Here is a 24,204-nt window from a genome sequence, read left to right as displayed (position 1 = left end):
CGCTCATGTCGCAGCACGCTGCAAATTACATCATTACTACGTCAAACTGCTCCTGATTATAGAGCGGCTCGATTTGCACTTTTACCTGCTTGCCAACGAAGATTTCCACCTCCGCCAGCGCGTGCGATTCTTCACCTTTCAGCGCTTCCGCCACCGCCGGGGAAGCGTAAACCAGGAAACGATCGGAATCATAAGCATGATGCACGCGAACGATCTCGCGCATGATTTCATAGCACACGGTTTCCACCGTTTTAACGGTGCCGCGTCCATGACAAGTGGGGCATTCATTGCAGAGGACATGTTCCACACTTTCGCGAGTGCGTTTGCGCGTCATCTCGACCAGACCAAGCTGGGAGAAACCATTAATGCTGGTTTTAACCCGATCTTTGCTCAGCGCCTGCTCCAGCGAGTGCAACACGCGACGGCGATGATCGTCATTATTCATATCGATAAAATCGATGATGATAATGCCGCCCAGATTGCGTAAGCGCAGCTGGCGGGCAATGGCCTGCGTGGCTTCAATGTTGGTGTTGAAGATGGTGTCGTCGAGATTGCGATGGCCGACAAACGCACCAGTGTTGATATCAACGGTGGTCATCGCTTCGGTTTGATCGATGATCAGATAGCCGCCCGATTTCAGTTCCACTTTGCGCTCCAGCGCGCGCTGAATTTCATTCTCCACATCGTAAAGATCGAAAATCGGCTGACGGCCGCTGTAGTGTTCGAGCTTGCTGGTCATCTCAGGAATGTATTCCGCCGTGAACTCCAGCAGCGCTTCAAACGTCAGACGCGAATCCACACGGATACGATCCAGATGAGCGTCGGCGAAATCGCGCAGCACGCGCTGCGCCAGCGCCAATTCTCCGTACAGTTTGCAGCGGCTTTGTTGGCGCTTTTTACGCTCCATCACCTTCGTCCAGACGCGCTTGAGGTACGCCGCATCGGAGGCGAGATCTTCTTCACACACGCCTTCAGCCGCAGTACGGATAATAAAACCGCCCTGCTCATCGCAATACGCCGCAACGACCTGCTTAAGGCGTTCACGCTCGGCTTCACTCTCAATACGCTGGGAAACGCCGACATGCGAAGCGCCCGGCATAAAGACCAGGTAACGGGATGGCAGTGTGATATCCGTGGTCAGGCGCGCACCTTTAGTACCCAGCGGATCTTTTACCACCTGCACCATTAAATCCTGCCCCTGGCGGACCAGTTCGGAGATGTCGCGCACGGTGAAGTTTTTCTGCTCTTCCCCGGCAACGCATTCGGTGTGCGGCATAATGTCGGAGGCGTGCAGGAACGCCGCCTTTTCCAGACCAATATCTACAAAAGCCGCCTGCATGCCCGGCAGAACCCGGCTGACCCGACCTTTGTAGATATTGCCTACTATCCCGCGCCGTGCTTCGCGCTCGATGTGAATTTCCTGCAGGATGCCGCCGTCAATATAAGCGACACGTGTTTCCGATGGAGTAACGTTGACCAACAATTCAGCCGTCATGATTATCTTTTCCCTCGCGCAGTGCGTTAAAATTGCTCAGCAATTCCCAGGTTTCCACCAGCGGTAAACCCACAACGGCATGATAACTACCGTTTATTTTTCTCACGAAACAGCCACCCAGCCCCTGAATGCCATAAGCACCGGCTTTATCCAGCGGTTCCCCGCTGGCGACGTAATCGGCGATATCCTTTTCCGATAACACTCTGAAAGTCACTTCTGTTTCCACCAGACAATCGAGCACATGCTGGCTATCTGCCAACGCAACCGCCGTCATCACCTGATGTGTTTGCCCGGAAAGCTGGCGCAACATACTGGCAGCATGCGAGGAGTCCTTTGGTTTTTCAAGCACTTCACCATTAAATATGACGATTGTGTCCGCGCCCAGCACTGGCAGATCGCTTGTGGCCATCGCCACACCGGCCTGCGCTTTTTCGCGCGCGAGGCGTAACACATACTGGCGGGCGCTCTCCTGCGCCTGACGCTGTTCCTCAATACCCGGAACAATACGCGTGAAAGTGACGCCCAGTTGGGTGAGCAACTCCTGGCGACGAGGAGAACCGGAAGCAAGCCAGATATCAGTCATAAACGCCTTATTGCACCGCAAACTGCTGGCGGATCTTACGCATTAACAGGAAGAGCCACGGCCAGAGCACGCCATTGACCAGGCTGCTCCAGAAAATTTCTGGTTTAAACGAAACATTAATAACCAGAAACTCCGCCCAGAAGACAATAACTTCTGTCGCCAGCGACAACAGCATCACCACCAGCGCCTGTTGCCAGAGCGCCAGATTACGGAACAACTGGAATTTCAGTGCGACCAGATAGGCGACAATGCTTAACGAAAGCGCGCGTACACCGAGGGTGGATCCGCTAATCAGATCCAGTATGGCACCCATCGCGAAACCCGTGCCAACATTTACGCGGTGCGGCAGCGCGAGGATCCAGTAAAGCAAAATGAGCAATACCCAGTTTGGCCGGTAGACAATGATGTCATCCGGCCAGGGCATGATTTGAAGCAACAGTGCAATTAAAAACGAGAGCCAGATAACCCAGCGCCCCTGGCTACGGTAACTTGCCACTATTGCCCTCCCGGAGAGACTTGCGGCGGCGGCTGCGTAATGCCAGTCGCCGGAGCGGGCATTGGCGCAGGCGGACCCATCGCATCAGGAGAAGGAAGTACCTGCGGCATCATCTGCAGCAGACGTTCGTTCGCCACACGATGCACATCTTCCGGTGTTCTTGGGTTAGTACCGTTACGATCCGCGCCCCACAGCAACAACAGATAACGCAAACGTTGCAGGCCTGCGGTTGGACGCGCCTGAATCACGGTATAAGCACGCTGGGTATCCAGCTTAACCGACGAGACCACCGCAACCGGATACCCTTCCGGGAAACGCCCGCCCAGACCTGATGTCACCAGCACATCGCCAACACGAATATCCGTATTCGCCGGTAAATGTTCGAGTTGCAGATCGTCTGTGCAGCCGTTACCGGCGGCAATCACGCGGATATCGTTGCGCAGCACCTGAATCGGCAGCGCATGAGTGGCATCGCAAATCAACAGGACGCGGCTGGTCAGTTTCGCTACCGCCACCACCTGCCCGACAACGCCTTTATCGCTGATCACCGGCTGGCCTTCGTACACCCCGTTCGCACTGCCTTTGTCGATAACCACCTGGTCGCTGTAAGGATCGTTAACCGTCGAGATCACCTGGGTCACCATTTTCTGCTCATCCTGACGCAGCGGAGAGCCCAGCAGTTCACGCAGGCGCGCGTTCTCCTGCTTGTACTGCCCTAACATCAGCAGTTCACTGTTTTTTAGCAGCAGTTCCTGACGTAATGCCCGGTTTTCAAGCTCAAGCTGGTCGCGCGAGGCCAACGTCTGGGAAACGTTATCTAATAATTCGCGGGGACCATTGGAAATAAAATAGAAAGGACTGACGGCAGTATCCATGTACGTTCTGATTTGACTGAACGTACCGAGGCGGCTGTCGGCAATAATGACTCCGAGCGCCACCACAACCGCCAGGAAAAGGCGAATCTGCAGTGACGGGCCACGGCTAAAAATTGGCTTCATAGGCTTTGCGTATTCTCAGGCCAGACAGATGCGAAGCGACTATCCGCTTCGCATCTGACGCGGACTATTCTTCGCTGAACAAGTCGCCGCCGTGCATGTCGATCATTTCCAGCGCCTTGCCGCCGCCGCGCGCTACGCAAGTCAGTGGATCTTCTGCAACTACAACTGGAATACCCGTTTCTTCCATCAACAGGCGGTCAAGGTTGCGCAGCAGCGCGCCACCACCGGTCAATACCATACCGCGCTCAGAGATATCAGAAGCCAGTTCCGGCGGGCACTGTTCCAGCGCAACCATCACTGCGCTCACGATGCCGGTCAGCGGTTCCTGCAGCGCTTCCAGAATTTCGTTGGAATTCAGCGTGAAGCCACGCGGAACACCTTCAGCCAGGTTACGGCCACGCACTTCGATTTCACGCACTTCATCGCCCGGGTAAGCAGAGCCAATTTCGTGTTTGATACGTTCTGCGGTCGCTTCACCAATCAGGGAGCCGTAGTTACGACGAACGTAATTAATGATCGCCTCATCGAAGCGGTCACCACCAATACGAACAGAAGAGGAGTAAACCACGCCGTTCAGGGAGATAACGGCAACTTCAGTGGTACCACCACCGATATCCACCACCATTGAACCGGTCGCTTCAGAAACCGGTAAGCCAGCCCCAATTGCAGCCGCCATCGGTTCTTCAATCAGGAACACTTCACGAGCACCAGCGCCCTGCGCGGATTCACGAATTGCGCGGCGTTCAACCTGAGTGGCGCCAACCGGCACACAAACCAGAACGCGCGGGCTCGGACGCATAAAGCTGTTGCTGTGCACTTGTTTGATAAAGTGCTGAAGCATTTTTTCGGTCACGAAGAAGTCGGCGATGACGCCGTCTTTCATCGGACGGATGGCTGCGATATTGCCCGGCGTACGACCAAGCATCTGTTTCGCTTCATGACCGACTGCGGCCACACTTTTCGGTGAACCGGCACGATCCTGGCGAATGGCCACCACGGAAGGCTCATTCAGTACGATGCCTTGTCCTTTTACATAAATCAGGGTATTCGCGGTACCCAGGTCAATGGACAGGTCATTGGAAAACATGCCACGAAATTTTTTCAACATACTAAGGGATAATCCTGAAAGCTGGGGCGGAAACAAAATCCGCTTACTTTACCAACCACACGTAGCAGCGACAAGGCATAAGAATCATCTGCTACGGTGAAAATTAGTGCAGTTTGTTTCCTTTGTTGCAAAACGACATGATTCTGCCCGGAAGTAAAAAAAGCCCATCTTCCAGTCTGTTGCGTTTGCAGTTTTTCATAAGGACAAACCGGCTTTGTTCACTGCGATAATCCGGCGGGCAGGCACGCACACCCCCAAACATGGCAGCGCGCATTATTCTACGTGAAAACGACTTAAACAGCAGTTCAAACCGAGTATCTTTGCGAATATTTTTTCACATTGGTATCGAGCGGTTGGGAAGCCGCGATAAAATCGCCCTGCCCACCCGCAACACCCCGTTCCACCAGCGTCTGCCATTCGCCACGAGAGCGAACACCGGTCGCGAAAACTCGCGTTCGCGTGCCTTTGCACGCTTCCACGAGGCTCTGCACCAGAAGCTGGTTTTCGGTGCGCTTTTCAATGTTCCTGACCAGCCCCGGATGCAGCTTTAATAACTCAACATCCAACGCTTTAATCCAACTGGTGCTCACCAACGTCAGACCCGCCTGATTTACCACCACGCGGGCGCCTAATGCGTTGATTAAACGCACCACCGACTGTAACCGGCTGATATGTTGACAAACATCCGCCTCAGCAAGTTCAAAAATAATCCGTTTACGTTGAGATTTTTCGCACTGCATTAATATATCGCGTAGCCAGCGTTGAAAACGGGGACGGATCAATGATTCCACTGTTATTTGCATGGCGAGGTTTTCTTCCGGCCAAAAACCCATAAAAGGAATCAGCCGCGTCACCTGCAGGCGGTCATACTCTTCAGCCAGGCCAAACTGCTGCACCATGGGCATATACTCTTCGGCAATCACTTCTTGTTCGCCGTCGAAAATGCGGCACATCAGCTCGCGGTGATGAACCTGGCCATCACGGTTGATCGCCGGTTTCTGATACACGCGCGGCCCGCCGCGGCTCAGCATCTGCTCAATCAGCGTCCGCCAGCGCACATTTCCACGCCCTTGCTCCGGCAAGGTGTCGTCGTACACTGACCAACTGTTTCCGCCCTGCAACACCGCGTTGCGCGCTGCGGCTTCGGCATGCTCCATGACTTGCACACCGGCTTGCCCGCTACGCCAGGCACAAATACCAATGTGCATAATGTCTTCGCGGGTCAGCGCTTTATTTGGGGGTAACCCGTCCACTGCTTTCAGGATCTGCCCGGCGATGCTCTCCGCTTCCTTTAATGTGCGATGCGGCAGCAGTACGGCGAAGTCGCTGCGATGGTAGCGAGCCAGTAACGCGCCGGGATAACGCATAATAAAAGTAGAAAGCAGATTAATGAGGGTAAAGAGATACTCTTCGGTGGTGGTTCCGCCGCTATCGCGCAGCAGATCAAAGTCCGGCAAACGGATCATCATCACCACGCCGTGCGAACCCACCTTTTCCTGATCTTCCAGCAGCGTGGCGAGCTGGTTATCAAAAAACAGACGGTTATTGAGGCCCGTTCGCTTGTCCTGCGCCGCATAGGAGCGGATAAGCGTATCCATGCGGCTACGTTGATCGCTGGCAAACTGGATATCGGTCAGCAACACATCCAGCGCGCTGCTGGTGCGTGATGGCCACTCATAAATGCTGCCGCGAACCTGCGGCCCGCGCTCGCCGTTGAGGATCCGCGTCGCGCGTGTCTCCAGCAGTTCCTGCCCGGAAAGCTGTCGCCGCAACCAGCGAACGGAGAGAAAGAGGATCACAATCATAAAACCGATCGCCACCGTCAGCGGCGCGGTGGTTAACAACGAACGAAAGTAGTTCGCCATGGGATCTTGGTAAACCAGCGTAAAGGTGAAACCGGGATTTTTCAGGGAGGGAATATGCAGCTCCCGATATTGATAGTTGCTGCCCGCCGGACGATAACTTCCGTTATGCGAATAACTGAGCACCGTGCGCTGGCCTTGCTTAATCTGAATCTCAATAATGTCTACCGGCACCATTAATTCATCAAGCTGCGGCAACAGCCGGGAAACCGGCGTTGAGATCAAGCGCGTATCAATAATTGCCGCCACTGCTTCCACACGATTGGCAACCTTATTTTGAATCGCGTTATAGAAGCTCAGTGAACATCCAATCAGGGTGACGAAAAACGCCAGCCCTGTCAGTAGCGTCACAAAAGCTGAAAATTTCGTCGTTAATCGCATCCTTGTGTTAACTCCGCTTGTATAAAGAACGAAACGATACCGCTCAGGGTTACGTCATTGAAGTAAGTGCTAACTTTGGTGTCTACCCGCGTCCCGGGATAGCGTGGAGGCGGCAGGGAAAACTGGCACCGCGTTTCATATCTGCGAGTATAGCCCTCAGAAATTTTTTGCCAACAATCAATAAGCCTGAAAAATGTCTTAACCTGACTATTTACAATGTTTGGTAACACACTCATGCTCGCGCTCACGCTTCGCTTACACCATGCTTGACGAGAGACTAACGGAGGATGTGATGAAGAAAAAACTAACTGAAGCCGATGTCACTGCGGAATCCGTTTTTATGTTACAGCGCCGCCAGGTGCTGAAAATGCTGGGAATTAGCGCCTCGGCATTGACCCTGGCACCCGGCGCGCGGGCCGATCTGTTGGACTGGTTTAAAGGCCATGACCGGCCAAAAGCGCCATCAGGAAAACCGCTCGATTTTACGCAACCTGCGCAGTGGAAAGCCTCTCTCCCGCTGACACCGGAAGAGAAAGTCACCGGCTATAACAACTTCTATGAATTTGGCCTCGATAAAGCCGATCCTGCCGCCAACGCCGGGGGAATGAAAACCGATCCCTGGACACTGACCATTGATGGTGAAGTGGCGAAACCGTTAACCCTCGACCACGCGGCGCTGACCTCGCGTTTCCCGCTGGAAGAGCGAATCTACCGGATGCGCTGCGTAGAGGCCTGGTCGATGGTGGTGCCGTGGATCGGCTTCCCGCTGCATAAACTGCTGGCGTTAGTTGAACCCACCAGCAACGCAAAATATGTCGCGTTCCAGACACTTTACGCACCGGATCAGATGCCGGGGCAAAAAGACCGATTTATCGGCGGTGGCCTTAAATACCCGTATGTTGAAGCGCTACGTATAGATGAAGCGATGCATCCGCTCACGCTGCTTGCTGTCGGGGTGTATGGCAAAGCGCTGCCGCCGCAAAACGGCGCGCCGATCCGCCTGACTGTGCCGTGGAAATATGGTTTTAAAGGCATCAAATCGATAGTCAGTATCAAGCTCACCAGTAAACGACCGCCGACCACCTGGAACCTTGCCGCGCCCGATGAATATGGTTTCTACGCCAACGTGAACCCGCATGTGGATCACCCACGCTGGTCACAAGCAACGGAACGTTTTATTGGATCCGGCGGCGCGCTGGATGTAAAACGTCAGCCAACGCTGCTGTTTAATGGCTACGCTGAAGAAGTGGCTTCGCTTTATCACGGGTTAGATCTGCGGGAGAATTTCTGAGTGCGCTTAACGGCAAAACAGGTGACATGGTTAAAAGTCGCATTGCATCTGGCGGGTCTGCTGCCTCTACTTTGGCTTTTCTGGGCGGCGAATCAGGGCTATTTCAGCGCCGATCCGGCGAAAGACATCCAGCATTTTACGGGCAGAATGGCGCTTAAATTCCTGCTCGCCAGTTTGCTGGTAGCACCGCTCGCACGCTACGCGAAACAACCTTTATTGATCAGAACCCGGCGTTTGCTGGGGCTGTGGTGCTTTGCCTGGGCGACGCTGCACCTGACCAGCTACACCTTGCTGGAACTGGGTATTAATAATCTTTCATTATTAGGACAAGAGTTGGTAACGCGCCCTTATTTAACGCTGGGTGCCGTAAGTTGGCTGATTTTGCTGGCATTGGCGTTGACCTCAACGCAATGGGCGCAGCGCAAGCTGGGAAAACGCTGGCAACAACTACACAATTTCGTCTATCTGGTGGCGATCCTCGCACCGATTCACTACCTTTGGTCGGTGAAAATCTTGTCACCGCAGCCGATCCTTTACGCTGCCGCCGCGATTGGGCTGTTAGCGTGGCGCTATAAGAAGTTTCGCCAATGGTGGCGTTAACACGCTCATTGTGTGCAGTTCTCCGCAGATCTACTATCATTCACCGCCAGATTCCGGGCGGTGGTTGATAATCTTCCCTGATAAGACCAGTATTTAGCTGCCAATTGCTACGAAATCGTTATAATGTGCGACTTTGGTTTTCCTGACAGGGGTTTTTAGCCTCTGAAAAGGTGACAATCGCGAATCGAAGGTATATTTTGTTTTTTACCCGAGAATCGCAGGAGATAGCGGCACAATGGCTGGCAAGTTCCACATATTAGTTTTGAACGGACCGAACCTGAACATGCTTGGCACCCGCGAGCCGGATAAGTACGGCACGCTTACGCTCAGCGAGATTGTTAACGGTTTGAGCACCGAAGCGGCAGCGCTTGATGTGGAACTGGCGCATTTTCAGTCAAACGCGGAGTACGCAATCATCGACCGTATTCATCAGGCTAAAGACATTATGGACTTCATCCTGATCAATCCGGCCGCGTTTACGCACACCAGTGTTGCTATCCGCGACGCATTGTTGGCAGTCGACATCCCGTTTATCGAGATCCACCTGACCAACGTGCATGCGCGGGAGCCATTCCGCCACCACTCGTATCTGTCAGATATCGCCGAAGGCGTTATTTGCGGGCTGGGTGCGGAAGGTTATTCATACGCTTTACAGACGGCGGTAAAACGCCTGTCACAATCACACTAAACAAGAGTACGGAACCCACTCATGGATATTCGTAAGATTAAGAAACTGATCGAGCTGGTTGAAGAATCAGGCATCTCCGAACTGGAAATTTCTGAAGGCGAAGAGTCTGTGCGCATCAGCCGCAGCGCGCCGAATGCTGGCTTCCCGGTGATGCAGCAGGCTTATGCTGCGCCGATGATGCAACAGCAACCAGCCCTGTCTAACGCTGTCGCAACTGCCGCAGCGCCGGAAGCCCCTGCAGCCGCAGCGGAAATCAGTGGTCACATCGTACGTTCCCCGATGGTCGGAACCTTCTATCGCACCCCGAGCCCGGACGCGAAAGCGTTTATCGAAATCGGCCAGAAAGTCAACGTGGGCGATACCCTGTGCATCGTTGAAGCCATGAAAATGATGAACCAGATCGAAGCCGATAAATCAGGCGTGGTGAAAGCCATTCTGGTTGAAAGTGGCCAACCGGTTGAATTTGACGAGCCGCTGGTCGTCATCGAGTAAACGAGGCGCACATGCTGGATAAAATTGTTATCGCCAACCGCGGCGAGATTGCACTGCGTATTCTTCGTGCCTGTAAAGAACTGGGCATCAAGACTGTCGCCGTGCACTCCACTGCGGATCGCGATTTAAAACACGTACTGCTGGCAGATGAGACCGTATGTATCGGTCCTGCGCCATCAGTAAAAAGCTATCTGAATATCCCGGCAATTATCTCCGCTGCCGAAATTACCGGCGCGGTGGCGATTCACCCGGGTTATGGCTTCCTCTCTGAGAACGCCAACTTCGCTGAGCAGGTTGAGCGCTCCGGCTTTATCTTCATCGGCCCGAAAGCAGACACCATCCGCCTGATGGGCGACAAAGTGTCGGCAATCACCGCCATGAAGAAAGCTGGCGTACCGACCGTACCGGGTTCAGACGGCCCGCTGGGCGACGATATGGATGCAAACCGCGCCCATGCTAAGCGCATCGGTTACCCGGTTATCATCAAAGCCTCCGGCGGCGGCGGCGGTCGCGGTATGCGCGTTGTGCGCAAAGACGCCGACCTGGCGCAGTCCATCAGCATGACGCGTGCGGAAGCGAAAGCCGCTTTCAACAACGACATGGTGTACATGGAAAAATACCTGGAAAATCCTCGCCACGTCGAGATCCAGGTGCTGGCCGATGGTCAGGGTAACGCTATCTATCTGGCAGAGCGCGACTGCTCCATGCAGCGCCGCCACCAGAAAGTGGTCGAAGAAGCACCAGCACCGGGCATCACCCCGGAACTGCGTCGCTATATCGGCGAGCGCTGTGCGAAAGCCTGTGTCGATATCGGCTATCGCGGAGCGGGTACGTTTGAGTTTCTGTTCGAAAACGGCGAGTTCTACTTCATCGAGATGAACACCCGTATTCAGGTTGAGCACCCGGTTACCGAAATGATTACCGGCGTTGACCTGATCAAAGAGCAGTTGCGTATCGCAGCCGGGCAGCCGCTGTCCATTAAGCAAGAAGAAGTGGTGGTGAAAGGCCATGCGGTGGAATGTCGTATTAACGCCGAAGATCCGAACACCTTCCTGCCTAGCCCGGGCAAAATCACTCGCTTCCATGCCCCTGGTGGGTTTGGTGTGCGCTGGGAATCGCATATTTACGCCGGTTACACCGTACCGCCGTATTACGATTCAATGATTGGCAAGCTGATCTGCTACGGCGAGAGCCGCGATGTGGCGATTGCGCGCATGAAGAATGCGTTGCAGGAGCTGATTATCGACGGGATCAAAACCAACGTTGATCTGCAGATGCGTATTATGAGCGACGAGAACTTCCAGCATGGTGGCACCAACATCCACTATCTGGAGAAAAAACTCGGTTTGCAGGAAAAATAATCTGCAATCAGCGCAAAAGGCCGGATCTTCCGGCCTTTTTTGTTTTTCTCTCACCAGAACTTGCCCATAGGGTACAATCCCCGCTTTCTTCATTTACAAGGGACAAAAATGGACAACCGTTTTGTTCAGGCTCACAAAGAAGCCCGCTGGGCGCTGTGGCTGACCCTTCTTTATCTTGCCGCCTGGTTAGTGTGCGCTTACCTACCGGGTACAGAGCAGGGCTTCACCGGGCTGCCGCGTTGGTTTGAACTGGCCTGCCTGCTTACGCCGCTGGTATTTGTTTTACTTTGCTGGGCGATGGTGCGTTTTATCTTCCGCGATATCTCTCTGGAGGATAACGATGCAAACTGAAATTATCGCCGTACTGATAATCTATCTGATCGTTGTCTTCGGCCTCTCTTTCTATGCGATGCGCCAGCGTAGCAGCGGTACTTTCCTGAGCGAGTACTTCCTCGGTAGCCGTTCCATGGGCGGATTTGTGCTGGCGATGACGCTGACTGCAACCTATGTTAGCGCCAGTTCGTTTATTGGCGGGCCGGGCGCCGCGTATAAATTTGGCCTTGGCTGGGTGCTGCTGGCGATGATCCAGGTTCCCACCATTTGGCTGTCGCTGGGCATTCTCGGCAAAAAATTCGCAATTCTGGCACGTCGCTATAATGCGATTACGCTCAACGACATGCTGATGGCGCGCTACCAGAGCCGCGCGGTCGTGTGGATCGCCAGCGTCAGCCTGCTGGTGGCCTTTGTCGGCGCGATTGCCGTGCAGTTTATCGGCGGCGCGCGTCTGCTGGAGACAGCGGCCGGCATCAAATACGAATCGGGCCTGCTGATCTTCGGCATTACTATCGCGTTGTATACGGCGTTTGGCGGTTTTCGCGCCAGTGTGTTAAACGACACCATGCAAGGTCTGGTGATGCTGATTGGTACGCTGGTGTTACTGGTCGGCGTGATCCATGCGGCGGGCGGATTACATAACGCCGTTGCTACCTTGCAGCATATCGATCCGAAACTGGTTAGCCCGCAGGGCGCGCACGACATTCTTTCCCCGGCGTTTATGACCTCGTTTTGGGTGCTGGTGTGTTTTGGCGTTATCGGTCTGCCGCATACCGCTGTGCGCTGTATTTCGTATAAAGACAGCAAGTCGGTGCACCGTGGGATCATTATCGGCACCATTGTCATCGCGCTGTTGATGCTGGGAATGCATCTGGCGGGAGCGCTGGGTCGTGCTGTGCTACCGAATCTGTCGGTGCCGGATCAGGTTATTCCCACATTGATGGTCGAAGTGTTGCCACCGTGGGCCGCAGGGTTGTTCCTTGCCGCACCGATGGCCGCGATCATGTCCAATGTCAACGCGCATCTGTTGCAGGCTTCCGCGACAATCATCAAAGATCTGTGGTTAAGCGCGCAGCCGACTAAAATTCGTCATGAGCCACGCTTAAAACGCATTTCCACCGTGACAACGCTGGTACTCGGCATTTTGATGATGCTGGCGGCATGGCGCCCGCCAGAGATGATCATCTGGCTGAATCTGCTGGCGTTTGGCGGGCTTGAAGCGGTATTCCTGTGGCCGCTGGTGCTGGGTCTTTACTGGGATCGCGCGAATGCCACCGGCGCGCTCAGCGCCATGATTGTTGGCGGTGCGCTGTATGCCGTGCTCGCCACCTTTAATATTCAGTACCTGGGCTTCCATCCGATTGTGCCCTCGCTGCTGTTAAGTTTGCTGGCCTTCATTGTCGGGAACCGTTTCGGTCAACCCGCGCCGCAGGCCCCACCTATTTCTGTTAATGAATAAAGAGTTATGCCATGCCTTGGATCCAACTGAAACTGAACACCACCGGCGCGAATGCGGAAGATCTGAGCGATGCTCTGATGGAAGCAGGCGCGGTGTCCATTACCTTCCAGGACACGCACGACACGCCCGTATTTGAACCGCTGCCGGGTGAAACCCGTCTGTGGGGCGATACCGACGTTATCGGCCTGTTCGATGCGGAAACCGAGATGGCGGACGTCGTTGCCCAACTCGCTCTACACCCGCTGCTCGGCGAAGGTTTCGCCCATAAAATTGAGCAACTGGAAGATAAAGACTGGGAGCGCGAATGGATGGACAACTTCCACCCGATGCGCTTTGGCGAACGCCTGTGGATCTGCCCGAGCTGGCGCGAGGTGCCGGATGCCAATGCGGTGAATGTGATGCTCGATCCGGGTCTGGCATTCGGAACCGGCACGCACCCAACCACCTCGTTGTGTCTGCAATGGCTCGATGGCCTGGATCTTGTCGGCAAAACTGTGATCGATTTTGGCTGCGGTTCCGGGATCCTTGCGATCGCCGCCCTGAAACTGGGTGCGGCTAAAGCGATCGGTATTGATATCGATCCGCAAGCGATCCAGGCAAGCCGTGATAACGCCGAGCGCAACGGCGTTTCCGAGCGTCTCGAGTTGTACCTGCCGAAAGACCAGCCAGACGCGATGAAAGCCGATGTGGTGGTTGCCAATATTCTGGCTGGCCCGTTGCGTGAACTGGCGCCGCTAATCAGCGTATTGCCCGTCGAGGGCGGCTTGCTGGGGCTCTCTGGTATCCTTGCCAGCCAGGCAGATAGCGTGTGCGAAGCCTATGCCGAACTCTTTACCCTGGATCCGGTGGTCGAGAAAGAAGAGTGGTGCCGTATCACGGGACAGAAAAGGTAAAACTGAACGCGGCCTGCGGGCCACGTTTCGCGGAGCCAGCGCGCTGAACTGTCGAAAAAACCAGCCAAAATGCCGATCAAAAAATTGCGAGCAGCTTCGCAAAAATCGTCATTTTTGTCTGAAAAAACAGCAGTTCAGCCGCTTATCACCCGCGAAAAAACGATAACTTGTGCGAATTTATGCGTTATGTGAAATTTTTATCTTTTACATAACCCTATGAAAAACATGATTTAATACGTTTATTGCCCCGGTGGACTGGCTATTCCTTGATCTACAACAGAGGATTGCTCAAAGTTTGGCCTTTCATCTCGTGCAAAAAATGCGTAATATACGCCGCCTTGCAGTCACAGTATGGTCATTTCTTAACTCATGCGCATCGGACACCACCAGCTCAGAAATCGCCTGATCGCAGCGCCCATGGCTGGCATTACTGACAGACCATTCCGGACGTTGTGCTACGAGATGGGAGCCGGTTTAACCGTATCCGAGATGATGTCTTCTAACCCACAAGTGTGGGAAAGCGACAAGTCCCGACTGCGGATGGTGCACATTGATGAACCCGGTATTCGCACCGTGCAAATTGCTGGCAGCGACCCGGATGAAATGGCGGAAGCCGCACGTATTAACGTGGAAAGCGGCGCCCAGATTATTGATATCAATATGGGTTGCCCGGCTAAAAAAGTGAATCGCAAGCTTGCAGGTTCCGCCCTGCTGCAATACCCGGATCTGGTGAAGTCGATCCTGACCTCGGTAGTTAATGCAGTGGATGTTCCTGTCACTCTGAAGATTCGCACGGGTTGGGCTCCAGAACACCGTAACTGCGTAGAAATTGCCCAACTGGCTGAAGAGTGTGGTATTCAGGCTCTGACCATTCATGGACGCACCCGCGCCTGTTTGTTCAACGGAGACGCTGAGTACGACAGTATTCGGGCAGTTAAGCAGAAAGTTTCCATTCCGGTTATCGCGAATGGCGACATTACTGACCCGCTTAAAGCCAGAGCTGTGCTCGACTATACAGGGGCGGATGCCCTGATGATAGGCCGCGCAGCTCAGGGAAGACCCTGGATCTTCCGGGAAATCCAGCATTATCTGGACACTGGGGAGCTGCTGGCCCCGCTGCCTTTGGCAGAGGTTAAGCGCTTGCTTTGCGCGCACGTTCGGGAACTGCATGACTTTTACGGTCAGGCGAAAGGTTACCGAATCGCACGCAAACACGTCTCCTGGTATCTCCAGGAGCACGCTCCGAATGACCAGTTTCGGCGCACATTCAACGCCATTGAGAATGCCAGCGAACAGCTGGAGGCGTTGGAGGCATACTTCGAAAATTTTGCGTAAACAGAAATAAAGAGCTGACAGAACTATGTTCGAACAACGCGTAAATTCTGACGTACTGACCGTTTCTACCGTTAACTCTCAGGATCAGGTAACCCAAAAACCGCTCCGTGACTCGGTAAAACAGGCACTGAAGAACTATTTTGCTCAACTGAATGGTCAGGATGTTAATGACCTGTATGAGCTGGTACTGGCTGAAGTAGAACAGCCACTGTTGGACATGGTGATGCAATACACCCGTGGTAATCAGACCCGCGCGGCGCTGATGATGGGCATCAACCGCGGTACGCTGCGTAAAAAACTGAAAAAATACGGCATGAACTGATTTTTAATCAGTGAGTTGTATTGATAAAAAGGCGCTAACCGGCATGGGAAAGCGCCTTTTTTATTGCCTGAAATAGCGCTAAAAACCCCGCTTTCCCTGTCATTCCGGGGTTACGGATTCGTGTATATTTCAACAAATGGTTGCAAGAAAGGGAGATACGGAATGATTCGCAAGTATTGGTGGCTGGTGGCTTTCGCCCTGTCGATTCTCATGCTGGATAGCTTAATCATGTACTGGGTTGAGTATATGACCACCGAGATCGATAAGTGCCGCAATATGAACTCCGTAAATCCGCTCAAACTGGTTAACTGCAATAATCTGTAAGTGATTGCTTGTAGCGAAAATTCGCGAAAATGTAGCCATCACCCTGATTAACGCAGGGATTTAAATCATTTTGAGCCATCTCCATACGATGCTAATGTCTCAGCCCTTTTCGCCAGTCCGATCGTAGTAATGCGTAACGCCCTTAGTGAATGAGTTGATGACACCATGCTGGATAGCCAATACGACTATATCCTTGTTGTTGTTTCTTTTATCGTAGCCATTTTAGCCTCTTATACCGCCCTGAATATGGCCGGCCGAGTTTCCACCAGCAGCAAGGGATCGTCATGGGTCTGGCTCAGCGGTGGCGGCGTAGCGATGGGGATAGGCATCTGGGCGATGCATTTTATCGGCATGCTGGCGATGAACATGTCGATGAACATGCGCTACGAACCGTTTCTCACGGCCCTCTCCATGGTTATCGCGATCGGCTCTTCGTTGTTCGCGCTGTGGCTGGTGAGCGCCCCGCATCTGCATCTGCGTCGCCTGATCCCGGGCGCAATTGTCATGGGCCTGGGTATTGCAGCGATGCACTATACCGGCATGGCGGCGCTTCAGGTCTCCCCGGCCATTATCTGGAATCTGAACTGGGTCGCCTTATCGTTAGCGATCGCGCTGGTCGCCTCTTTCGCCGCTCTGTGGCTCACATTTCATCTACGTCATGAAGCGGCCCAGGTTGCGCTGATGCGTTTTGGTGCGGCAATTTTAATGGGCGTCGCCATTGCTGGTATGCATTACACCGGCATGATGGCGGCTCAAATCCCTCACCAACATGCCATGGGGCATAACGGTTTTAACAATAACTGGTTAGCCGTACTGGTCGGCATGATGGCCTTCTCGGTGCTGGGCATTACGCTACTGGTGTCGATGTTTGATGCGCGTCTGCAGGCGAAAACCTCGCTACTGGCAACTTCACTGGCGGCCGCAAACCGCGAACTGGCGCGGCTGGCGTTGCACGATACCTTAACGCGTCTGCCTAACCGCGTGTTGCTGGAAGATCGCCTTGAACAGGCCATCAACAAAGCCAAACGCGAAGGCTCTTTCTTCGCGCTGATGTTTATGGATCTCGACGGTTTCAAAACCGTCAACGACGCCTGGGGCCACGATGTCGGCGATAAATTGCTGGTCGCGGTGACCGATCGCCTGACGCAAAAATTAAAAGGGCAATACACGCTGGCGCGCATTGGTGGTGACGAGTTTGTTCTGCTGGCAGAAGTCAGCGCGCCAGATGAAGCAGCAACGCTTGCCAGTTCGTTGGTACGCGTGATCGATAAGCCCTTCACTATCGATCCCTATGACGTGATGGTGACGCTGAGCGTCGGTATTGCGCTTTATCCGCATGACGGCAAGAACGAACGGGAACTGATGTTCAACGCTGATGCGGCGATGTATCACACCAAGCATATGGGCCGTAACGGTTACCACTTCTTTCAGCCCTCGATGAACACGCTGGCGCAAACACAGCTGCAGTTACTCAATGATTTGTGGATGGCACTGGAGCGCCAGGAGTTCCGGCTGGTTTATCAGCCCAAATTTAAAGCCCCCGCGGGGCCGGTTATCGGCTTTGAGGCGCTGTTGCGCTGGCATCACCCTTACCAGGGCGTGCTCACTCCGGATGTTTTTTTGCCGCTGGCGGAGAAAACCGGTCTGATTGTGCCGCTTGGTAACTGGGTAGTGGACGAAGCCTGCCGTCAGCTTGGCGAATGGCGTAAAATGGGGCACCTTGACTGGTCTGTGGCGGTCAACCTTTCCACCCTGCAATTTGAACAGAGTTCTCTGGTGGCAACGGTTATGGAGGCGCTGAAAAAGCATGATGTGCCGCCGCAAAAATTAATCCTGGAAGTGACCGAAACCACGGCAATGAGCAATCCGGATGAGAGTGTGCGCGTGTTGACGGAGCTGACAGATGCGGGCGTTCAAGCCTCAATCGATGATTTTGGTACAGGCTACTCCAGCCTGCTGTATCTGAAACGTCTTCCGGCCTGCGAATTAAAAATCGATCGTGCGTTTGTTCGTGAGTTAAGCCGGGAAGGCGAAGATGCCACCATCGTCTCCGCCATCGTAGCGTTAGCCAGGACGCTGAATTTAAAAGTTGTAGCGGAAGGTGTGGAAACAGAAGAACAACAAAAATTTCTTACTGAGCTGGGCTGTAATACGTTGCAGGGGTATTTATTAGGTAAACCGGTGAGCGCGGAGTCTATTACTTCTTACGGAAATAAACTTCCCCCGCCCGAGCCCCTCTCCTGAAGATGGATTGATTTAAATAAAGCGCCTGCAGGCGCTTTTGTTTTACCAAAGCCGTAAACTAGATTATTCTTATAAAAATAATGCTATGCACCATCTCTATTTAATCAAGCGCTTACGCATTGCAATAGAATTTTTTATTTCACCCTTCATCTTTTCTGCACTATTTAACCTGCGACGTGGTTTTGTCTTCATGATTTTTACAAAGAACATAATTTGAGATTATTGCACCCGGGAATTTGCGCAGGCGAATGGTAAAATATGCCTTATCGATTCTGGACAGGTATCGTAATTATTGATATCGGGGATCGTGATTATTTCGAGGTAATATTATGAAAAAATTCATTTCCGTGGCATTACTGGCGACATTCCTGGCAGGCTGTGCCCACGATTCTCCTTGTGTTCCAGTGTACGATGATCAAGGTCGTCTGGTACATACCAATACCTGTATGAAAGGCACAACTCAGGATAACTGGGAAACTGCCGGCGCAATTGCTGGTGGCGCAGCGGCGATTGCCGGTCTGACGCTCGGTATCGTAGCGCTGACGAAATAGTTTAAAAGGCCAAAAGTTATAAAAAGCGCGGTTTGCCGCGCTTTTGCTTTATTAAGGTGCAGTTAATTTTGCATAAGTAAATTTTCAGCCCCATAAGCAAGCAGTAATAAAAAAATAAGCACAGTTTTCCTTTTATCTGCCCCTACTGTTTTTCACTTTTTCCTCTTTTTCTCTATTTTTGCGTGACCCATTTCACAAAGCGATGCTAATCAAGATATTGCTTATATTCACGCAGGAAACTTGTCTGTTAATTCCCTCTTAACGGCGCTCTCTTTTTGCTCTGTTTTGTGGCGTAGGTTGTATTTTTGCACCACAAGGGGGCAATGGTTTTATTTTTTCCTGTCTACACTCTCAATATTGCGCCTGTGCTAGCCAAATAACGCCACGCGCAAAACTGGCACTACCTTTGCTTTAAAGAGTATGGCCATCGCCACAGACAGGTTCAGGCGTTTCCCGAACGCCTTATATAACGATAAATTTTTCGCCACACAGGATGCATTATGAAAAAGATGATGATCGCCAGCCTGGCCGCTGCCGGTGTACTGTTTGCTGTCGCAAATCAGGCACATGCAGGCGCAACGCTGGATGCCGTTAAAAAGAAAGGTTTCGTACAATGCGGTATCAGCGACGGTCTGCCTGGCTTTTCCTACGCGGATGCGAGCGGTAAATTCACCGGTATCGACGTGGACGTTTGCCGCGGCGTTGCCGCCGCCGTATTCGGTGACGACACGAAAGTAAAATATACCCCGCTGACGGCCAAAGAGCGTTTTACCGCTCTGCAATCTGGCGAAGTGGATATGCTCTCCCGTAATACTACCTGGACCTCTTCCCGCGATGGCGGCATGGGCCTGTCATTCACTGGCGTAACCTATTACGACGGTATCGGCTTCCTGACCCACAACAAAGCAGGCCTGAAAAGCGCTAAAGAGCTGGATGGCGCAACCGTTTGTATTCAGGCGGGCACCGATACTGAGCTGAACGTGGCGGATTATTTTAAATCCAACAAAATGAAATATACGCCGGTGACCTTCGACCGTTCCGATGAATCCGCGAAAGCGCTGGAATCAGGCCGTTGCGATACACTCGCTTCCGACCAGTCTCAGCTGTATGCATTGCGTATCAAACTGAGCAACCCGGCAGAGTGGATCGTATTGCCGGAAGTGATCTCGAAAGAGCCGCTGGGGCCGGTGGTTCGCCGTGGTGATGATGACTGGTTCTCGATTGTTCGCTGGACGCTGTTCGCCATGCTGAACGCAGAAGAGATGGGTGTTAACTCGAAAAACGTCGATGAGAAAGCCGCTAACCCAGCAACGCCGGATATGGCACACCTGTTAGGTAAAGAAGGTGACTTCGGTAAAGACCTGAAGCTGGATAACAAGTGGGCTTACAACATCATTAAGAAAGTCGGTAACTATTCAGAAATCTTTGAACGTAACGTCGGTTCTGAAAGCCCGCTGAAAATCAAACGCGGCCAGAACAACCTCTGGAACAACGGCGGTATTCAGTACGCTCCGCCAGTGCGCTAATACGTAAGTGCTGTAACGGGCGCTACGCTTGCGTGGCGCCCAGCCCAGAGTCATGGTTACTGAGGTTTTCCTATGTCCCATCGCCGCCCAACCGTGAAAGGCGCTATCTCCCTTTCTAACCCTGCGGTTCGCGCCTGGCTGTTTCAAATCCTTGCGATTATCGCCGTGGTCGTTGTCGCCATTTATTTAATACACAACACCGTTACTAATCTGAATAACCGCGGCATTACCTCCGGCTTTGCCTTTCTGGATCGCGCCGCCGGTTTTGGTATTGTTCAACATCTTATTGATTATGAACAAGGTGACACCTACGGACGTGTATTTCTTGTAGGCTTACTTAACACGCTGCTGGTTTCCGCGCTGTGCATTGTGTTCGCTTCGTTTCTCGGTTTTTTCCTCGGCCTCGCTCGTCTGTCTGAAAACTGGCTACTGCGGAAGCTATCGACCATCTATATCGAAACGTTCCGTAATATCCCGCCGCTGTTGCAGATCTTTTTCTGGTACTTCGCGGTGCTGCGTAACCTACCCGGCCCGCGCCAGGCGGTCAACGCAATGGAGCTGGTGTTTCTGAGCAACCGGGGCTTGTATATACCCTCCCCGCAAATGGGCGAGGGCATGCTGGCGTTCGCGGGCGCGATAATCCTGGCGGTGGCTATCTCCGTCGGTCTGTTTCGCTTTAATAAAATGCATCAAATCAAAACCGGGCAGCTACGCCGTACATGGCCTGCCGCGCTGGGGTTGATTATCCTGCTGCCGCTGGTAGCGCACTGGGTGTTTGGTGCAGCGCTGCACTGGGATGTTCCGCATCTGCGCGGCTTCAACTTCCAGGGCGGTATGGTGCTGATCCCGGAACTCGCCGCGCTTACCATTGCGCTGTCGGTCTACACTTCCGCGTTTATCGCTGAGATCATTCGTTCAGGTATTCAGTCAGTGCCCTATGGGCAGCACGAAGCGGCACGTTCTCTCGGCTTGCCTAATCCGGTAACGCTGCGACAGGTGATTATTCCGCAGGCGCTGCGCGTGATTATCCCTCCGCTGACCAGCCAGTATCTGAATATCGCCAAAAACTCCTCGCTGGCAGCGGCAATTGGTTATCCGGATATGGTGTCGCTGTTTGCCGGAACGGTGCTGAATCAGACCGGCCAGGCGATTGAAACTATCGCTATTACCATGTCGGTTTACTTGCTCATCAGCCTGTCGATTTCGTTACTGATGAACATCTATAACCGCCGCATTGCCCTGATTGAGCGCTAAGGAACCTTGATGACAAAAGCAATTCTGTCTCCCTCCACGCGCCAGACACCTGCAGGAAGCAATGGCGCGATAGTGTGGGTACGAAAAAATCTGTTCTCCAGTTGGTCAAACTCGCTGCTGACGCTGCTGTGTCTGTGGTTAATGTGGGAGTTGATTCCCCCTTTGCTGGACTGGGCGCTGTTTCAGGCGAACTGGTTTGGTTCGACACGTGCCGATTGTACGAAAGCAGGCGCGTGCTGGGTGTTTATCCACGAGCGTTTTGGCCAGTTTATGTATGGCCTCTACCCGCATGATCAACGCTGGCGTATTAATGTAGCGCTGCTCGTTGGCCTGCTCTCTATCGCACCGATGTTCTGGAAGGCGCTGCCGCGTCGCGGGCGTTATATCGCTTGCTGGGCGGTAATTTATCCGCTTGTCGTGTGGTGGTTGTTGTTTGGCGGATTTCTGGGGCTGGAACGGGTTGAAACCCGCCAGTGGGGCGGTCTGACCCTGACATTGATCATCGCCTCTGTTGGTATTGCTGGCGCACTACCACTGGGGATTTTGCTGGCGTTGGGTCGCCGTTCGAAAATGCCGGTGGTTCGCGTGTTATCGGTCATTTTCATTGAGTTCTGGCGCGGCGTTCCCTTAATTACCGTGCTGTTTATGTCCTCGGTGATGCTGCCGCTGTTTATGTCGGAAGGCACCAGTATCGATAAACTGATCCGTGCGCTGGTCGGTGTGATCCTGTTTCAGTCCGCTTATGTGGCGGAGGTGGTGCGTGGCGGCTTGCAGGCGCTGCCGAAGGGGCAATATGAAGCGGCGGAATCTCTGGCACTGGGGTACTGGAAAACGCAAGGGCTGGTGATCTTACCGCAGGCGCTGAAGCTGGTGATCCCGGGGCTTGTGAACACCATCATTGCTCTGTTCAAAGATACGAGTCTGGTGATCATCATCGGCTTGTTTGATCTGTTCAGCAGCGTACAGCAAGCCACGGTTGATCCTGCATGGCTTGGGATGTCCACCGAAGGCTATGTTTTTGCTGCCTTAGTTTATTGGTTTTTTTGTTTTAGCATGTCGCGCTACAGCCAACATCTGGAGAAGCGCTTTAACACCGGGCGTACACCGCACTGAGGATCCCCATGAGTAATACAACTATGCAATCTGGCGACGCGATGATTACGCTCGAAAATGTGAATAAGTGGTACGGGCAGTTCCATGTACTGAAAGATATTAATCTCAATGTTAAACAGGGCGAGCGCATTGTGCTTTGCGGCCCGTCCGGTTCTGGAAAGTCGACAACGATCCGCTGTATTAACCATCTGGAAGAGCATCAACAAGGGCGTATTGTCGTTGATGGCATTGAGTTAAATGAAGATATCCGCAATATCGAAAAGATCCGCCAGGAAGTGGGAATGGTGTTCCAGCACTTTAATTTATTCCCGCATCTGACCGTCTTGCAAAACTGTACGCTGGCACCGATTTGGGTACGTAAGATGCCCAAGAAGGAGGCTGAAGCGCTGGCAATGCATTATCTTGAACGTGTGCGCATTGCCGAGCATGCGCATAAGTTTCCGGGGCAGATTTCCGGTGGTCAACAGCAACGTGTGGCGATCGCCCGTTCATTATGTATGAAGCCTAAAATCATGCTGTTCGATGAGCCAACTTCAGCGCTGGATCCGGAGATGGTAAAAGAGGTGCTGGATACCATGATTGGACTGGCGCAGTCCGGCATGACGATGTTGTGTGTCACCCACGAGATGGGTTTTGCGCGTACCGTTGCCGATCGCGTGATCTTTATGGATCGGGGTGAAATCGTTGAACAAGCACCGCCGGAAGAGTTCTTCGCGAATCCGAAATCAGAACGTACCCGCGCGTTTTTGTCGCAGGTTATTCATTGACCTCTCCCCGATTGTTACAGGCCACTCATGCGGGTGGCCTTTTTTATTGCCGACGCAAAAGCATGTCGTGCAAATATGTTTAGCAAAAAGTTGAGGACCGGCTTTATTTTTTGGCTACCTATCTCACTGAGTTGGTCGAGCGCACTTCTTACGAATTCCGGGACACGCTAATCAATACCGCCTTACATATAGGTGGTGCTTTGCATGGTATGTACTTGCTTGTTTGCCCGACGTTCCTGACTCTCGCAGGGGAGACCACACTATTATTGGTGCTACGCGTTGCACTTCTGATTGAGGGTGTCTGATGTCTGGCTGTTGAAGGGAAACGGCTTGCTCGCTACCTCTTTAGATCTGCGGCGCTTAAGTCTATTCATGCTCAAAGTGCTACTGACCTGGTGGAAATGGTTTGAATGCGGCCATCATGTGCAAGGTTGTAAGCAGAAAAGCAAAAGGCCCAGTCTTTCGACTGGGCCTTTTGCTTTATTTGATGCCTGGCAGTTCCCTACTCTCGCATGGGGAGACCCCACACTACCATCGGCGCTACGGCGTTTCACTTCTGAGTTCGGCATGGGGTCAGGTGGGACCACCGCGCTAGTGCCGCCAGGCAAATTCTTTTCTAAGTGCCAAACTTTAACCGTTATAACTGGTGCTGATACCCAGAGTCGAACTGGGGACCTCACCCTTACCAAGGGTGCGCTCTACCAACTGAGCCATATCAGCACACTAAA

23 protein-coding genes, 1 tRNA gene and 1 rRNA gene are annotated in these 24,204 nt (G+C 53.0%); 17 read left to right on the top strand and 8 right to left on the bottom strand.

The window, feature by feature from the left end; all coding sequences use genetic code 11:
- Positions 1-25 precede the first annotated feature (25 nt).
- From rng to csrD, 6 genes are all read right to left on the bottom strand, one after another.
- On the bottom strand, positions 26-1,495 hold the full coding sequence (gene rng / locus O3S68_RS12990; RefSeq protein ID WP_017457292.1) for a ribonuclease G: 1,470 nt from the start codon (positions 1,493-1,495) through the stop codon (positions 26-28).
- Positions 1,485-2,078, bottom strand: a complete 594-nt coding sequence (locus O3S68_RS12985) for a Maf family protein (protein ID WP_020455465.1) — start codon at positions 2,076-2,078, stop codon at positions 1,485-1,487. Before O3S68_RS12985 ends, rng begins: the two co-directional genes overlap by 11 nt.
- Positions 2,079-2,085: 7 nt before the next feature.
- Complete coding sequence (mreD, locus tag O3S68_RS12980) at positions 2,086-2,574, bottom strand: rod shape-determining protein MreD (protein ID WP_020455466.1); 489 nt, start codon at positions 2,572-2,574, stop codon at positions 2,086-2,088.
- The gene (gene mreC, locus O3S68_RS12975; RefSeq protein WP_017457289.1) at positions 2,574-3,572 is read right to left on the bottom strand and encodes a rod shape-determining protein MreC; all 999 of its coding nucleotides are present in this window, start codon (positions 3,570-3,572) and stop codon (positions 2,574-2,576) included. The genes mreD and mreC overlap by 1 nt, the downstream gene beginning before the upstream one ends.
- 64 nt (positions 3,573-3,636) lie before the next feature.
- The gene (gene mreB / locus O3S68_RS12970) at positions 3,637-4,680 is read right to left on the bottom strand and encodes a rod shape-determining protein MreB (RefSeq protein ID WP_006818047.1); all 1,044 of its coding nucleotides are present in this window, start codon (positions 4,678-4,680) and stop codon (positions 3,637-3,639) included.
- Positions 4,681-4,985: 305 nt separating this feature from the next.
- Positions 4,986-6,923, bottom strand: a complete 1,938-nt coding sequence (gene csrD / locus O3S68_RS12965; RefSeq protein ID WP_020455468.1) for an RNase E specificity factor CsrD — start codon at positions 6,921-6,923, stop codon at positions 4,986-4,988.
- Between the two features lie 289 nt (positions 6,924-7,212).
- Between csrD and msrP the strand changes: the two genes are divergently transcribed.
- The 17 genes from msrP to O3S68_RS12880 all read left to right on the top strand — a co-directional run bounded on the left by msrP (position 7,213) and on the right by O3S68_RS12880 (position 23,476).
- Complete coding sequence (gene msrP, locus O3S68_RS12960) at positions 7,213-8,214, top strand: protein-methionine-sulfoxide reductase catalytic subunit MsrP (protein WP_269231698.1); 1,002 nt, start codon at positions 7,213-7,215, stop codon at positions 8,212-8,214.
- Positions 8,215-8,814 (top strand): protein-methionine-sulfoxide reductase heme-binding subunit MsrQ, encoded by a 600-nt coding sequence (gene msrQ / locus O3S68_RS12955; RefSeq protein ID WP_020455470.1) that lies wholly within the window; start codon positions 8,215-8,217, stop codon positions 8,812-8,814.
- A 235-nt stretch (positions 8,815-9,049) separates the two neighbouring features.
- Complete coding sequence (gene aroQ, locus O3S68_RS12950) at positions 9,050-9,502, top strand: type II 3-dehydroquinate dehydratase (RefSeq protein ID WP_020455471.1); 453 nt, start codon at positions 9,050-9,052, stop codon at positions 9,500-9,502.
- Positions 9,503-9,523: 21 nt separating this feature from the next.
- Complete coding sequence (accB, locus tag O3S68_RS12945; protein ID WP_020455472.1) at positions 9,524-9,994, top strand: acetyl-CoA carboxylase biotin carboxyl carrier protein; 471 nt, start codon at positions 9,524-9,526, stop codon at positions 9,992-9,994.
- Positions 9,995-10,005: 11 nt separating this feature from the next.
- Positions 10,006-11,355, top strand: a complete 1,350-nt coding sequence (accC, locus tag O3S68_RS12940) for an acetyl-CoA carboxylase biotin carboxylase subunit (protein ID WP_017457283.1) — start codon at positions 10,006-10,008, stop codon at positions 11,353-11,355.
- A gap of 108 nt (positions 11,356-11,463) precedes the next feature.
- Positions 11,464-11,706 carry a YhdT family protein gene (locus O3S68_RS12935; protein WP_017457282.1) on the top strand — a complete coding sequence of 81 codons (243 nt, stop codon included), beginning with the start codon at positions 11,464-11,466 and terminating at the stop codon, positions 11,704-11,706.
- Entirely contained in the window at positions 11,696-13,147 is a 1,452-nt protein-coding gene (panF, locus tag O3S68_RS12930) for a sodium/pantothenate symporter (RefSeq protein ID WP_269231697.1), read from the top strand. The genes O3S68_RS12935 and panF overlap by 11 nt, the downstream gene beginning before the upstream one ends.
- A gap of 11 nt (positions 13,148-13,158) precedes the next feature.
- Entirely contained in the window at positions 13,159-14,040 is an 882-nt protein-coding gene (gene prmA, locus O3S68_RS12925; RefSeq protein WP_020455474.1) for a 50S ribosomal protein L11 methyltransferase, read from the top strand.
- 369 nt (positions 14,041-14,409) lie between these two features.
- The gene (gene dusB, locus O3S68_RS12920; RefSeq protein WP_044489505.1) at positions 14,410-15,375 is read left to right on the top strand and encodes a tRNA dihydrouridine synthase DusB; all 966 of its coding nucleotides are present in this window, start codon (positions 14,410-14,412) and stop codon (positions 15,373-15,375) included.
- Positions 15,376-15,400: 25 nt separating this feature from the next.
- Positions 15,401-15,697, top strand: coding sequence for a DNA-binding transcriptional regulator Fis (fis, locus tag O3S68_RS12915; protein WP_000462905.1), 297 nt, complete (start codon positions 15,401-15,403; stop codon positions 15,695-15,697).
- A gap of 162 nt (positions 15,698-15,859) precedes the next feature.
- On the top strand, positions 15,860-16,021 hold the full coding sequence (locus O3S68_RS12910; RefSeq protein WP_020455476.1) for a DUF2556 family protein: 162 nt from the start codon (positions 15,860-15,862) through the stop codon (positions 16,019-16,021).
- A gap of 165 nt (positions 16,022-16,186) precedes the next feature.
- Positions 16,187-18,265: a putative bifunctional diguanylate cyclase/phosphodiesterase gene (locus O3S68_RS12905; protein ID WP_269231696.1), complete on the top strand. Its 2,079-nt coding sequence runs from the start codon at positions 16,187-16,189 to the stop codon at positions 18,263-18,265.
- A gap of 329 nt (positions 18,266-18,594) precedes the next feature.
- Positions 18,595-18,816: a lipoprotein gene (locus O3S68_RS12900; protein WP_017457276.1), complete on the top strand. Its 222-nt coding sequence runs from the start codon at positions 18,595-18,597 to the stop codon at positions 18,814-18,816.
- 500 nt (positions 18,817-19,316) lie between these two features.
- Positions 19,317-20,342 carry an amino acid ABC transporter substrate-binding protein gene (locus O3S68_RS12895; protein ID WP_020455478.1) on the top strand — a complete coding sequence of 342 codons (1,026 nt, stop codon included), beginning with the start codon at positions 19,317-19,319 and terminating at the stop codon, positions 20,340-20,342.
- A 72-nt stretch (positions 20,343-20,414) separates the two neighbouring features.
- Entirely contained in the window at positions 20,415-21,596 is a 1,182-nt protein-coding gene (locus O3S68_RS12890; RefSeq protein ID WP_045512732.1) for an amino acid ABC transporter permease, read from the top strand.
- A gap of 9 nt (positions 21,597-21,605) precedes the next feature.
- Positions 21,606-22,709 (top strand): amino acid ABC transporter permease, encoded by a 1,104-nt coding sequence (locus O3S68_RS12885; RefSeq protein WP_269231695.1) that lies wholly within the window; start codon positions 21,606-21,608, stop codon positions 22,707-22,709.
- 8 nt (positions 22,710-22,717) lie between these two features.
- Positions 22,718-23,476 (top strand): amino acid ABC transporter ATP-binding protein, encoded by a 759-nt coding sequence (locus O3S68_RS12880; protein ID WP_044489506.1) that lies wholly within the window; start codon positions 22,718-22,720, stop codon positions 23,474-23,476.
- A 489-nt stretch (positions 23,477-23,965) separates the two neighbouring features.
- Here O3S68_RS12880 and rrf read toward each other — a convergent pair.
- Positions 23,966-24,081: ribosomal RNA gene (gene rrf / locus O3S68_RS12875) — 5S ribosomal RNA — on the bottom strand.
- A gap of 39 nt (positions 24,082-24,120) precedes the next feature.
- A tRNA-Thr gene (locus tag O3S68_RS12870) sits at positions 24,121-24,196 on the bottom strand.
- Positions 24,197-24,204: the final 8 nt, after the last annotated feature.

Origin of the sequence: Kosakonia sp. SOY2 (assembly GCF_027109175.1) — a bacterium.
GTDB lineage: Bacteria > Pseudomonadota > Gammaproteobacteria > Enterobacterales > Enterobacteriaceae > Kosakonia.
The sequence above is the reverse complement of the archived record's forward strand: the minus strand, read 5'-3'. Positions and strand labels throughout refer to the sequence as shown.